Source organism: Streptosporangium sp. NPDC000095 (genome assembly GCF_042899335.1).
Classification (GTDB): Bacteria; Actinomycetota; Actinomycetes; order Streptosporangiales; family Streptosporangiaceae; genus Streptosporangium.
This window is the reverse complement of record NZ_JBIAZS010000002.1, coordinates 104,376-117,730: the sequence shown is the minus strand read 5'-3', so window position 1 is coordinate 117,730 and position 13,355 is coordinate 104,376. Positions and strand designations below refer to the sequence as shown.

General features: G+C 72.3%; 11 protein-coding genes. 3 read left to right on the top strand and 8 right to left on the bottom strand.

The window, feature by feature from the left end; translation table 11 throughout:
- Positions 1-244 precede the first annotated feature (244 nt).
- From deoC to ACFY3V_RS05860, 3 genes are all read left to right on the top strand, one after another.
- Positions 245-1,183, top strand: a complete 939-nt coding sequence (gene deoC / locus ACFY3V_RS05870) for a deoxyribose-phosphate aldolase (RefSeq protein ID WP_350942884.1) — start codon at positions 245-247, stop codon at positions 1,181-1,183.
- Between the two features lie 9 nt (positions 1,184-1,192).
- Positions 1,193-2,620 (top strand): aldehyde dehydrogenase family protein, encoded by a 1,428-nt coding sequence (locus ACFY3V_RS05865; RefSeq protein WP_350942885.1) that lies wholly within the window; start codon positions 1,193-1,195, stop codon positions 2,618-2,620.
- Between the two features lie 182 nt (positions 2,621-2,802).
- A complete protein-coding gene (locus ACFY3V_RS05860) occupies positions 2,803-3,777 on the top strand; it encodes an aldehyde dehydrogenase family protein (RefSeq protein WP_350942886.1) in 975 nt (324 codons plus the stop codon).
- Between the two features lie 150 nt (positions 3,778-3,927).
- Here ACFY3V_RS05860 and ACFY3V_RS05855 read toward each other — a convergent pair whose 3' ends face one another.
- The 8 genes from ACFY3V_RS05855 to ACFY3V_RS05820 form a co-directional block, all read right to left on the bottom strand.
- Complete coding sequence (locus ACFY3V_RS05855; RefSeq protein ID WP_362896602.1) at positions 3,928-5,334, bottom strand: amidase; 1,407 nt, start codon at positions 5,332-5,334, stop codon at positions 3,928-3,930.
- A 47-nt stretch (positions 5,335-5,381) separates the two neighbouring features.
- A complete protein-coding gene (locus ACFY3V_RS05850) occupies positions 5,382-5,579 on the bottom strand; it encodes a hypothetical protein (protein ID WP_326635151.1) in 198 nt (65 codons plus the stop codon).
- Positions 5,572-6,423, bottom strand: a complete 852-nt coding sequence (locus ACFY3V_RS05845; protein WP_362896600.1) for an SPFH domain-containing protein — start codon at positions 6,421-6,423, stop codon at positions 5,572-5,574. The genes ACFY3V_RS05850 and ACFY3V_RS05845 overlap by 8 nt, the downstream gene beginning before the upstream one ends.
- A gap of 192 nt (positions 6,424-6,615) precedes the next feature.
- Positions 6,616-9,555, bottom strand: coding sequence for an ATP-dependent helicase C-terminal domain-containing protein (locus tag ACFY3V_RS05840; RefSeq protein ID WP_389770449.1), 2,940 nt, complete (start codon positions 9,553-9,555; stop codon positions 6,616-6,618).
- A gap of 385 nt (positions 9,556-9,940) precedes the next feature.
- Complete coding sequence (locus ACFY3V_RS05835) at positions 9,941-10,381, bottom strand: hypothetical protein (RefSeq protein ID WP_362896596.1); 441 nt, start codon at positions 10,379-10,381, stop codon at positions 9,941-9,943.
- Between the two features lie 25 nt (positions 10,382-10,406).
- Positions 10,407-11,618, bottom strand: a complete 1,212-nt coding sequence (locus tag ACFY3V_RS05830; RefSeq protein WP_389770444.1) for an FAD binding domain-containing protein — start codon at positions 11,616-11,618, stop codon at positions 10,407-10,409.
- Positions 11,611-12,621, bottom strand: coding sequence for an amidohydrolase family protein (locus ACFY3V_RS05825; protein ID WP_362896592.1), 1,011 nt, complete (start codon positions 12,619-12,621; stop codon positions 11,611-11,613). The genes ACFY3V_RS05830 and ACFY3V_RS05825 overlap by 8 nt, the downstream gene beginning before the upstream one ends.
- Complete coding sequence (locus ACFY3V_RS05820) at positions 12,618-13,355, bottom strand: ABC transporter ATP-binding protein (protein WP_362896590.1); 738 nt, start codon at positions 13,353-13,355, stop codon at positions 12,618-12,620. The genes ACFY3V_RS05825 and ACFY3V_RS05820 overlap by 4 nt, the downstream gene beginning before the upstream one ends.

The following is a 13,355-nucleotide window of genomic DNA, read 5'->3' as shown; positions in this document are numbered from 1 at the left end:
ATATGTTCGTCTGTTCACCTGCATACATGCACGAAGATGGAAGTCCAAGATCTATGTCATGACATGGGACGAATTTGGTTAAAGCCACCAGGAGTTCGCGGAACGAGGGGAGGCGGTGGTGCCCGCTCTCGTGCGGGTCTCGTGCGGGCCGGTCGGCGGAAGTTGACGAAAACCGACAAGGCCGCTGGGCAGGGTCCAGTTTGGAAGTAATCACACCAGTAGGCATGCTGGAGAGGTGTCAACTATGACGACCTCGCTCAACGACGTGGCCGCGTCCAACGTCACGCTGCGAAGCTTCCTGCACGGCCTGCCCGGCGTCGACCGCGTGGGTGCCGACCAGCGCGCCGCGATGCTCGGCACCCGATCCATCAAGACCACCGCCAAGGCCCAGGCCATCGACCTCGCCATCGGCATGGTGGACCTGACGACCCTGGAGGGGGCCGACACCCCGGGTAAGGTCCGCGCGATGTGCGCCAAGGCCGTCCACCCCGACCCGGCCGACCCCTCCGTGCCCAAGGTGGCCGCGGTGTGCGTCTACCCCGACATGGTCGCCGGGGCGGTGGCGGCGCTGAAGGGCTCCGGCGTCAAGGTGGCCAGCGTCGCGACCGCCTTCCCCAGCGGGCGTTCCTCGCTCGACGTCAAGATCGCCGACACCACCCTCGCGGTGGCGGCCGGCGCCGACGAGATCGACATGGTCATCGACCGGGGCGCGTTCCTCGCGGGCGACTACCTCAAGGTCTTCGAGGAGATCGTCGCGATCAAGGCCGCGTGCGGCACCGCCCACCTGAAGGTGATCCTGGAGACCGGCGAGCTGTCCACGTACGACAACGTGCGCCGCGCGTCCTGGCTGGCCATGCTGGCCGGTGGCGACTTCATCAAGACCTCCACGGGAAAGGTCCAGCCCGCCGCGACCCTCCCGGTGACGCTGATCATGCTGGAGGCGGTCCGCGACTTCCTCGCCGCGACCGGCCGCAAGGTCGGGGTGAAGCCCGCGGGCGGCATCAAGACCACCAAGGACGCGATCAAGATGCTCGTCCTGGTCAACGAGACCGTCGGCGACGGCTGGCTCAGCCCCGACTGGTTCCGGCTCGGCGCCTCCAGCGTCCTCAACGACCTGTTGATGCAGCGCCAGAAGATGACCACCGGCAGATACGCGGGTCCCGACTACTTCACCCTCGACTAAGGCGTTCACATGTTTGAGTACGCACCGGCGCCCGAGTCGCGTGGCGTCGTCGACATCAGGCCGTCCTACGGCCTGTTCATCGGCGGCGAGTGGGTCGACTCCCAGGGCGAGAACCGCAACAAGACCGTCAATCCCGCCTCCGAGGAGGTCCTCGCGGAGGTCGCCTGGGCCACGGAGGCCGATGTCGACCGGGCGGTCCAGGCCGCGCGCAAGGCGTTCGGCGTCTGGTCGGCGATGCCCGGCTCCGAGCGGGCCAAGTATCTGTTCAGGATCGCGCGGATCATCCAGGAGCGCTCGCGCGAGCTGGCCGTGCTGGAGTCGCTGGACAACGGCAAGCCGATCCGCGAGTCCCGCGACGTGGACCTGCCCCTCGTCGCCGCCCACTTCTTCTACTACGCGGGCTGGGCCGACAAGCTCGACTACGCCGGGTACGGCCCGGGCCCGCGCCCGCTCGGGGTGGCCGGCCAGGTCATCCCGTGGAACTTCCCGCTGCTCATGCTCGCGTGGAAGATCGCCCCCGCGCTCGCCTGCGGCAACACCGTCGTCCTCAAGCCCGCGGAGACCACCCCGCTGACCGCGCTGCTGTTCGCGGAGATCTGCGCGCAGGCCGACCTGCCGCCCGGCGTGGTCAACATCGTGACCGGCGCGGGCGAGACCGGCGCCGCCCTGGTGAACCACCCCGACGTCGACAAGGTGGCCTTCACCGGCTCCACCGAGGTCGGCCGCCAGATCGCGAGGTCGGTCGCGGGCACCGGCAAGAAGGTCACGCTGGAGCTCGGAGGCAAGGCCGCGAACATCGTGTTCGAGGACGCCGCGCTCGACCAGGCCGTCGAGGGCATCGTGAACGGGATCTTCTTCAACCAGGGCCACGTCTGCTGCGCGGGTTCCCGCCTGCTGGTGCAGGAGTCGATCGAGACGGAGCTGCTCGACGCGCTGAAGCGGCGGCTCGGCACCCTGCGGCTGGGCGACCCGCTCGACAAGAACACCGACATCGGCGCGATCAACTCCGCGGCCCAGCTCGCCAAGATCCGTGAGCTGTCCGACCTCGGGGAGGCGGAGGGCGCGGAACGCTGGTCCCCGGCCTGCTCGCTGCCCGACAAGGGCTTCTGGTTCCCGCCGACCATCTTCACCGGTGTCGCGCAGTCGCACCGGATCGCCCGCGAGGAGGTCTTCGGCCCCGTACTGTCCGTGCTGACCTTCCGTACCCCGGCGGAGGCGGTGGAGAAGGCGAACAACACCCCGTTCGGCCTGTCGGCGGGGGTGTGGACGGAGAAGGGGTCGCGCATCCTGTGGATGGCGAGCAGGCTGCGCGCCGGCGTCGTCTGGTCCAACACCTTCAACCGCTTCGACCCCACCTCGCCGTTCGGCGGCTACAAGGAGTCCGGGTACGGACGCGAGGGTGGCCGGCACGGGCTGGAGGCGTATCTCGATGTGTGAACATCACCGGGGCAGGCGTCGCCGCCGGCGTGTCCAGAGCACCAGAGGCCACGGCTTCGCCCGCGCGGGACGGCCGGAGCCGCGTGGCTGGTTCGCCCACCGGTGCGGGGTGAGCCGCTGCGGTCAGATCTTCGTGCCGGCCCGGCTGGCACAGCAGGAGAGCACGTGGAGAGGGCTGGGAAATGAGTAAGGCGGAGAGGCCGAGCCGGGCACGGGCCGGCAAGCGGGCGGGTGACGCCGCGGAAGAGCGCGCGGGTGACGCCACGGGAGAGCGCACGGCTTCCTCCCGTGCGGGCGAGGGGGGCGGGCCCGCACGGCTCGCCGTGCGCAAGACGTACAAGCTGTACATCGGCGGGGCGTTCCCGCGCTCCGAGAGCGGAAGGTCCTACGCCGTGGCCTCCTCAAGGGGCGACTTCCTCGCCAACGCGTCCAAGGCCTCGCGCAAGGACGCCCGCGACGCGGTGACGGCAGCGCGCAAGGCGTTCGGCGGCTGGTCGGGCGCGACGGCGTACAACCGGGGGCAGATCCTCTACCGCGTCGCCGAGATGCTGGAGGGCCGCCGGGCACAGTTCGTCGCGGAGCTGGCGGAGACCGGGACGAAGAAGGCCGGGGAGGTCGTGGACGCGGCCGTCGACCGGCTGGTCTGGTACGCGGGATGGTCCGACAAGATCGCTGCGATAGCCGGGTCCGCCAACCCGGTCGCCGGGCCCTACTTCAACCTCTCCTCGCCCGAGCCGACCGGCGTGGTCGCGGTGGTCGCCCCCGACGAGCCGCTGCTCGGGCTCGTCTCGGTGATCGCCCCGGTGATCGTCACGGGCAACACCTGCGTGGTGATCGCGAGCGAGCGTGCCCCGCTGCCCTCGATCACCCTGGCCGAGGTGCTGGCCACCTCGGACCTGCCCGGCGGGGTGGTGAACATCCTCACCGGCTCGGTCGCCGAGATCGCCCCCTGGCTGGCCGCGCACATGGACGTGAACGCCCTCGACCTCACCGGGGTCGCCGACGAGAGCCTCGCGGTCGCGTGCGAGGAGGCGGCGGCGGAGAACCTCAAGCGCGTCTTCCGCCCCGCCGCGACCGACTGGTCCGCCGACCCCGGCACCAGGCGCCTCACGGCCTTCCTGGAGACCAAGACGGTCTGGCACCCCACCGGAGTCTGATCGCCGTCGGCGAGCCGTCATCGGGCGAGGAGGCCGTCCGGAGGGCTCGCCGACGGACGAGCGGCCGTCAGAGGGGCTGCCGCCCGGCGAGGAGTTGTCAGGCGAGCCGCTGTCACGTGAAGGGGCATGAGGCGAGAGGTTCCAGGGCTCTCAGGTGAGTGGGGCGTGGCGGGTCCACGGCCGGGCGGCCTCGAGCTGCCCGGCCAGGGCGAGGAGTTGCGCCTCGCCACCGGGGGCCGCGACGAGCTGGACACCGATCGGCGTGCCGGTGGAGTGCCTGCCGTAAGGGACGCTCATGGCGGGCCAGCCGGCCATGTTCCACGCCGCCGTGGCGGGCGCGTACGTGAGGTTGACGCGGGCGTTGGCGAGGAGCCCTCGGCGGCCCCAGCGCTCGGCGGGCGGCGGTACGGCGGCGAGTGTCGGGGTGACGAGCACGTCGGCGTTGCCGAACCACTGGTCCGCCCCGTAGGCGCGCCAGCGGTCGCGGCCCGTCGCGCCGTCCGCCCCGACCTTGGAGAGCAGCCGGCCGGCCCTCGCCAGGGACCGGGTGCGCCGCTCCAGCCCGCGCGGGTCGAGCCCTTCGACGTCGCCGGCGGCGCACGCGAACCAGGTGGTCACGGCGGCGGCACCGAGCCGCAGGGACATCCGTTCGGTGTGTTCCACCACGGTGTGCCCCGCCGCGCCCAGGACCTCCGCCGCCCCGGTCACCGCCCGCTGGAACTCGGCGTCCACCGAGAAACCCGGCGGCAGCGGCATCGGCGCGACCGCGATCCGCAGCCGTGGCGGATCCGACAGGGTGAGCCCGCCCGGGTAGTCGTCGATGGCGCGGCCCACGCCGAGGGCCTCGCTCTCGTCGGGCGTCGCCAGCGACATGTCACCCGCCATGACGGCGAGGGCGAGGGCGAGGTCGGCGACGGTCGTGGCCATCGGCCCGTTCTCCGACATCCGGTACCAGTCGTGCTCGGGCGGTGGGACCACCCCCTGCCCGGGCTTGATCGAGACCAGGCCGCAGCAGGCGGCCGGGATGCGCAGCGAGCCCAGCCCGTCGGCGCCGTGGGCGAGCGGGACCATCCCCGCGGCCACGGCCGCCGCGCTGCCTCCCGAGGAGCCGCCGGGGGTGCGCCTCAGGTCCCACGGGTTGCGCGTGACGCCGTACACGCTGTCGGTGACCCCGGCCAGGCACAGCTCGGGCACGTTGGTGATGCCGACGACCAACGCGCCCGCCGCCCTGAGCCTGGCGACCACCGGATGATCCTCCTGCGCGGCCACGTCGGGCGTCGCCGCGGAACCGTTGCGCGACGTCTCACCCCCGACCGCGACGTTGTCCTTGACCGCGATCGGCACCCCGGCGAGCGGCAGCCCGGCGAGGTCCTCCCGCTCCTGCAGGACCCGTGCCTCGGCCAGCGCCCGTTCGGCGAGGACCACGCGGAACGCCCCGACGCGTCCGTCACGCTCGGCGATGGCGTCGAGGTGCTCGGCGACCACCACGGGTGCCGTGACCTTCCCCCGTCGCACGGCATCCGCGATCTCCACTGCGGAACTTCCCACCCACGACATGCACCGAGTGTGGTCCGGCGAGTCCGCCAGGGGAAGCGTCCTACATCTCAATCAGATGACTTGTCCGGCTCGTCGGTGTTATTCCGCTCACCCCGCCGAGGCTCGCGCCCCGCCGCCTTGAGCGCCAACCGGAGTGCGTACTCCAGTTGGGCGTTGACGCTTCGCAGGTCGTCGGCCGCCCATTTGGCGATCACCTCGTAGACGGCCGGGTCGAGCCTCAGCAGGATCTTCTTGCGCTCAGCCATAGAGGCTGCCGGCATTGACCACCGGCTGCGTCGCCTTGTCACCACAGAGGACGACCAGCAGGTTGGAGACCATCTGCGCCTTGCGCTCCTCGTCGAGTTCCACCACCTCATCCTCCCGTAGTTTGGTCAGTGCGAGCTGGACCATGCCGACCGCGCCGGCGACGATGTGGGTGCGCGCCGCGACCACCTGGGCGGCCTGCTGTCGGACCAGCATCGCCTGGGCGATCTCCGGAGCATAGGCGAGGTGGGTGATCCGCGCCTCCAGCACCTCCACCCCGGCGAGCTGTGTGCGGTCGCTCAGCTCGGTGGTGAGTTCGGCGGCCACCTCGGCGCCGTCACGCAGGCTGGTACGGCCCTCCTCGTGGGCGTCGTACGGGTGACTGGTGGCCAGGTGCCTGACGGCGGCCTCGGACTGGATCGCCACGTACTGCTCGTAGTCGTCCACGGAGAACGTCGCCTTGGCGGTGTCGGAGACCTTGTAGACGACGACGGCGGCGATCTCCACGGGGTTGCCGTCGGCGTCGTTCACCTTGAGCTTGGTCGTCTCGAAGTTGCGCACCCGGAGGGTGACACGTGCCTTGCTGGTGAACGGCAGCACCCACTGGAACCCGGCCTGGTTCACGGTCCCGACGTAGCGGCCGAAGAACTGCACGACCTTCGCCTCGTTCGGGTTGATCACCGTGAATCCGGTGGCCGCAACCATCGCGACGACCCCCCACCCGGTCGCCGCGGCGATCAGCCCCGTTTCCCCCGCCGCCCACCCGGCCCAGGCCAGGACGGCCCCGAGCGCCAGGAGCCCGATCAGGACGCCGAATCCGCTCGCCCGGAAAGCACGTCGTTCCATGTACGCCACCTTTGCTATCGAAGTGATATCACTACGATAGCTCACGAAAGACGTCCGCGCGGGTCGCCGGGCGAGGTTTCCGGCATTGCCGCCGGGAGCGCCGGGAGCGCCGGGAGCGATTGCCCGGCCGGTACGGGAGGTGAGGGGGCGTGTGCCGGGCGATCGTGCCTGCTGCTCCGGGCCGGCGCCGTGTCAGCGTCGCGGGTTGGTACGGCGGGTGGCGGTGGCCGACATGGGGTCGTCCGGCCAGGGATGCCGGGGATAACGGCCGCGGAGCTCGGCACGGACCGCGCGGTAGCCCTCGCGCCAGAACGAGGCGAGGTCGGCGGTGACGGCGGCCGGGCGGCCCGCGGGGGAGAGCAGGTGGATCACGAGCGGAACTCCCGCGACGCGCGGGGTCTCGGTCCAGCCGAACAACTCCTGCAGCTTGGCCGCGAGCACCGGCCGCTCTCCCGAGTAGTCGATCCTGATCCGCGACCCGCTCGGCACCTCGACCCGCTCGGGGGCCGTCTCCGCCAGCCGCGCGTTCCACGGGACCAGGCGGTGCAGGGCGGAGACCACGTCGAGACGCTCCAGGTCGGACCGGCGGCGGGCCCGCGACAGCTCGGGCTCCAGCCAGCGATCGGCCGCCTCGATCAGCGCGTCGTCGTCCGTCGCGGGCCAGGGATCGCCGAGCGTACGGCGGCAGAAGGCGAGCCGCTCGCGCAGGGCCACGGCCTCGGGAGTCCAGCGCAGTATCGACAGGCCCTCGGAGCGCAGGCCCTCCAGGACGGCGGGCCGCACGTCGGCGTCGCGGAGCGCGCCGCTGGACAGCTCGATCGCGCCCAGCCGTTCCACCCGGCGCGCCGACACGTCTCCGCGCCGCTCTCCCGGCGGCACATGCCAGGTGATCTCCTCGCCGGAGTCGTACAGGGAGGCCGCGGCGAGCCTGGCGATCTCCTCGTCGATCACCACCGCCTGCCTGATCCTCGCCGACGCCGCTCCGGCGGGCCGGTCCGCGACCGCGACCGCGAGCCACTCCGCCGTCCCCAGCCGTGACCCGCGCGGCAGTTCGGCGGCCGTTCCCGAGGCCATCAGGTACGACCCGCCGCGCCGCCGCGCCACCCGCTCCGGGTAGGCGAGCGCCACGACGATCCCGGCCACGGCGTCGTCGCCCCCGGCCGTCGGAGCACCCGTGAACGTGGTGCCCTTGGACGTGGCGCCTGTGAACGTGGTGCCCTTGGACCTGGCGCCGGTGGATGTGCTGCTTGTGGACGTGGCGCCGGTGGATGTGGCGCTGCCGGCGCGGGCCGCCTCGGCGCCGCCGCTTCTCGCGGGTCTTCCCGCGGCATCGCCTTTTCCCGGCCGGGCGGCACCGGCGTCGGCGGGTTTTCGCCCCCGGTGCCGGTCGGTGGCGGGCACGGCTCGGGCCAGGCGCCTCGCCTCCTGGCGCCACCGGGCGGAGAAGCCGTCACCGCCCTGGCGCGCGGAGCGCCAGATCGCCACCAGGTCGTCGGCCGCGTCCCTGGGCAGCTGCTCCGACAGCAGCGCCACGACCTCGGCGGCCCGTGGGCCGGCGTCGATACCGTCCGCGCCGGTGTCCGTCCCCGCGTCGATCAGGGCACGTGCCAGGCGCGGGTGGACCCCGACCCCGGCCATTCGTCGTCCCCGGTCGGTCACCCGGCCGGGAGGGGGGCCCGAAGAGCGCTCCGGCCCGCCCGGTGTCCGCGGGGTGGCGGGGGAGTCCAGCGCGCCCAGGGCGTACAGGGTGCGGCGGGCGGCGTCCATCGCGGCGGGCGGTGGCGGGTCGAGCAGGGCGAGGCCGGTGGCCGAGGGGTCGCCCCAGCAGGCGACCTGGAGGGCGAAGCCGGTCAGGTCGGCGAGTGCGATCTCGGGCCGCGCGTGCTCGGGCAGCCGGTCGTGCTCGGCCCGCGACCAGCAGCGGTAGACCACGCCGGGCGTCTCACGGCCCGCCCGCCCCGCCCGCTGGGTGGCCGAGGCCCTGGAGGCGCGGACGGTGGTGAGCGAACCGAGACCGCGGGCATGATCGGTGCGGGGCTCCCTCGCCAGGCCGGAGTCGACCACGATCCGCACGCCCGGCACGGTGAGGCTCGACTCGGCGACCGAGGTGGCGAGCACCACCCTTCTGCCCTCCCCCGGGGACAGGACCGCGTCCTGGACCCGGGCCGGGGCCTGACCGTGCACCTGGAGGACGTCGACGCCGGGGAGCATCGCGGCCACCCGGCCGATCTCGCCGACGCCCGGCAGGAAGCAGAGCACGTCACCCTCGTGCTCTGCCAGCGCACGCCGTACGACGGCCGCGACATGGGTGAGGAACGCCGGGTCCACCCGCATACCGTGGGGCGGTGCGACGGTCCCGGTGGGCGGCACCCAGACGGGCGTGACCGGATGCATGGTCCCGGAGGCGTGCACGATCGGCGCGGGATCGCCGGGACCGCCCAGGTCGCGGGAGGTGTCGGGATCGCCGGGACCGCTCAGGGCGCGGGAGGTGTCGGGGTCGTCAAGGTCGCCGGGGTCGCGGGAGGCGTCGGAGCCGGCGGGGTCGCCCGGGGTATCGGACAGGTGAGGGCCATCGGTGCCGCCGGACGGTGGGAGAGCGCCGGGGGAGCCGAGGAGGCGGGCCCAGGGGGCGGCGTCGGCGGTGGCGGAGGTGGCGACGATCCGCAGGTCGGGGCGGAGCGTGGCACGGACGTCGAGGAGGAACGCCAGCGCGGTGTCGGCGTCCAGGTGGCGCTCGTGGCACTCGTCCAGCAGGACCGTGTGCACGCCTTCGAGGTCGGGGTCGCGCTGGAGCCGCTGCAACAGCACTCCGGTGGTGACGACCTCGACGACCGTCCTCGGACCGGCTCTGCGCTCGCCGCGTATCGAGAACCCGACCTCCGCGCCCACCTCGGACTCCAGCAGCCACGCCATCCGCTTCGCCGCCGCCCGCACCGCCATCCGCCTCGGCTCGGCCACGATCACCCGCTTCGGTCCCGAGCCGTCGAGGAGCCCGGCGAGCGCGAGCGGGACGAGCGTGGTCTTGCCTGTGCCAGGGGGAGCGGTGAGCACGGCGACGCCCCGCCCGTCCAGCGCCGCGAGCAACTCGGGCAGGACGTGACGTACGGGCAGGCCGGACCAGTCGGAACGCACCCGTCCAGTGTCCCCGGTTCCGCCCGTGCGCGGGACGCGCGACCGGAACCGGGGACAGGAGCGGCACCATGATCCCGAGTCCGTTCGCGCGCGGGACGCGTGGCCGGATCCAGGGACCCGCACCGTGATCCCGAGTCCGCCCGCGCATGGTACGCGCCCTCGGGTGAACGGCGACCCGGGCTTCCCGGACCGGGCCTCGCCGGGCGCCGGTCCCGAGATCACCGCGACAGGTGGTCGAGGAGCAAGCCGATCATGATGCCATGGCGCCGTCGGCGTTCTCGGCGCCCTCGGGCCCTCGGTGGCGTTGGGGTTCCCGAGGTTCCCGAGGTTCCCGAGGTCTCCGAGGTCTCCGAGGTCCCCGAGGTCCCCGAGGTCCCCGAGGTCCTCAGCCTGACAGCGGCAGCGGTGGGTTGGCCGAGTCGAGGTGCTCGACGGTGGTGAAGACGAGGACCTCTTCGCCGACGTTCTCGATGTCGTGCAGGAGGAACCCTCCGGCGCCGAAGGCGAAGTGCCGGGTCTCACCGGCGACGTAGGACACCTCGCGGGTGGTGCCGTCGGCGGTGTGCTGGCGGCTGCGGCCCGCGTTGACGGCGGTCCAGAAGTAGTCGAGGACGTGCCGGTGCGCGTGCCACCGCTCGCCGGGTTCGAGGCGGATCTCCCACACCCGGACGCGGTCGTTCTCGCTGAGCAGCCGTGAGCCGACGTGCGGGTCGTAGGCGTGGGTCTCGAACTCCTCGCGAAGCGCGTCGGACCATCCCTCGAAGTCGGTGGCGACGACGGTGCCCGCCAAGGGGGCGTCGGTCAGGAATGCCGGTGTCGTGGTCATCGGGACCTCCTTTCTTATGGTGTCGTCACTGGCCTGGGCCGTAGAGGCCGAATCGCAGTTCGGGGTCGCCGGGCACCCAGGTGCAGTCGACCTGTGAGCGGGTGCCCATCTCCTTGACCCGGCGCAACAGGCGCTGGCCGAGTTCGAGCTGGCCCGGTTCCCACTTCGCCAGGGCGGCGGGGATGGCGCCCTCGGCCTCGCTCAGGGCGTCGTACAGGGCCCAGGCGTTCGCGGCGGCCTTCGCCGTACCGGCCGCCGCGTGCGGGCGCGCGGCGCTGGCCGCGTCGCCGATCAGCGCCACCCGGCCGGCGGTCATGCGCTCGACGCCGACGTCGTAGACCGCCTGAAGGTAGGGCTGCTCGGTGCGTCGCACCACCTCGGCCGCGGCGGGCGCCAGAACCGTGCCGGCCACCTCGCGCATCTCCTCGACGAACCGGTCCTGCACCTGGCCCGGGTGCACCGACACCTTGCCGAGGAAGCCGCGTTTGTCGGTCATCATCTCCTCGAGGTCGGCACCCTCGGTGACGTTGCGGTACCAGACGTAGTTGAGCAGCCGGTTCCCCGCCGTCAGCCCGCCCTCGTCCGAGGGGATCGGGTAGATGTTGATGTGGGTGTACGGCGCCACGCTGAAGCTGATCGAGTCGTGCAGGAGCTCGAAGGTCTCCGGCGAGACCTCGGACTCCCGCACGGTGCCGCGCCAGCCGACGTAGCCGGAGTACTCCGGGACGCTGCCGGGTGAGATCCGGCTGCGGCTCGCGGAGCCGATCCCGTCCGCGAACACCACGAGATCAGCTCGCTCACGGCGCCCGGAGACGAAACGGACCTCGACGCCGTCGCCGTCCTGGTCGAAGCCCGCGGCGTACTCCCCGAGGTGATACCGCTCGGTGCCGAAGTCGGCGAGCAGGGCCCGGTAGAACGTGCCCCAGGACGTGTAGCGCCACGGCGTGGGGTCGCGGTGCAGGACCTCGTTGCCGGCGCCGAGATACTGGACGTACCGGGTCGCGGTGCTGACCTGCTCGGGGTGCTGCTCGCTGCACTCGGCGAACCAGCGCAGCGTGTCGGGCTGCAGCACGATGCCCCCGCCCCGGCCGTCCAGGCTGGTCGGCGTACGCTCGAAGACGGACACGTCGAAGCCCAGGCGACGCAGCAGCAGCGCGGAGGTGAGGCCGCCGATCGAGCCGCCGACGACCAGCGCCCGCCGGCCGGAGTAGGGGGAGTGGCCGTTCGTCTCATGCATCGTTGTCGCTCCCGGGTTCTGGCAGGTCGAGGAAGCGGCGGGCGGCGGCCTCCATGGCCCCGGCCCCGATGCCTTCCGAGACCGGCAGGTCCTGTGGGCGGTCCACGCCCATGTCGAAGGGGTAGTCGCTGCCGCACAACAGCCGGCCGGGATCCGCCTTGGAGCGCAGCAGACGCAGCGCGGGGCCGTCGTGGGTGAGCGTGTCGAACCACAGGTCGCGGAAGCCCTCGTGCGGTGTTCGGCCGGTGCCGGCCCCGGCGTCCGCGCGCCGCTCCCAGCCGTGTCGCCATCGGCCCAGGAGCGCGGGCGCGCATCCTCCGCCGTGGACGAAGCAGATGCGCAGCGAAGGAAGTGCCTCCGTGACCCCGCCGAGCACACAGGAGGCGACGGCCGTCGCCGTCTCCGTGGGGTTCCCGATCAGATTGGCGAGGTAGTACGACCGCCACTCCGGCCGAGGCAGCTGCATGGGGTGTACCAGGACGGCGAGGTCCAGCTCGGCGGCGATGCGGGCGATCTCGTGGAGCGGACCCTCGTCGAAGGAGGTGGCGTCGACCAGCGGGGGGACCGCGACACCGCGGACGACCGCCGACCCGGCGATCGCCTTCATCTCGGCACGGGCCGCGGCAGGGTCGTGCAGGGAGACCAGGCCCAGGCCCAGCAACCGGCCGTGGCTGTCGTGGCACAGGCGGGTGAGGGCCTCGTTGAAGTGGCCGACGTATTCGCCCACGCCGGGGTCGGCGACCACGGGGAACGCGAACGGCGGAGCGGACAGCACCCGGGCGCCCAGCCCGGCGCGGTCGGTCTCGGCGAGCACCCGGCCGGGATCGCTCATCGCCGACGCCGCGATGGACAGGGGGGTGTCGCCGAGGTACAGCTCCTCGTCTCGCGCGTTCAGCGGCGGGACCGGCGAGCCCGGCGGGAGGTCGAACAGCTCCCGGGGCAGCCAGTGGGCGTGGACGTCGATGACGCCCCGCCTCACCGCCGGGGGATCGAGGGCCGTCACGCCGCCGCCTCCAGTGCCTCGAAGCGGGCGAGCACCTCGGCCTGCAGCATGGCGACGGCCGGGTCGGAGGCGCGGCGTGGACGAGGGAGGTCCACCTCGATGGTCTCGTGGATCCGGCCGCCCGGCGCCAGGACGACGATCCGGTCGGAGAGCTGGACCGCTTCGGTGACGTCGTGGGTGACGAACATGACCGTGCGCTGTGACTCGAGCCAGATGCGCTCCAGGTGTTCGCGCAGGGAGCGTGAGGTCATCGCGTCGAGGTGGCTGAACGGCTCGTCCATGAGCAGGATGTCCGGCTCGACGGAGAAGGCTCGGGCGATGCCGATGCGTTGCTGCTGACCGCCGGAGAGCTGGGCCGGGTAGCGGTCGCCGAGGTGGCCGAGGCCGACCAGGTCGAGGTAGTGCTGAGCGCGCCGCTCCCAGCCCGAACGGTCGCGCTGGACGAACTTGAGGTTCTGCGTGACGGTGCGCCAGGGCAGCAGCCGTGGGTCCTGGAACACATAGCCGATCTTGGCGTCGCGGTCACCGGCGCGTAGGCGGACCGAGCCGCGGCTGAGGCTCTCGATTCCGGAGACGATGTTGAGCAGGGTCGTCTTGCCGCTGCCGGAGGGGCCGACGACCGAGACGAAGGTCTCGCCGCTGATGGTGAGGTCGATCCCGTCGAGCACGCGCGTCTGCCTGCCCTGACGGTTCTGGTATTCCTTCACCAGGCCGTCGATTTCGATGGAGGCCAT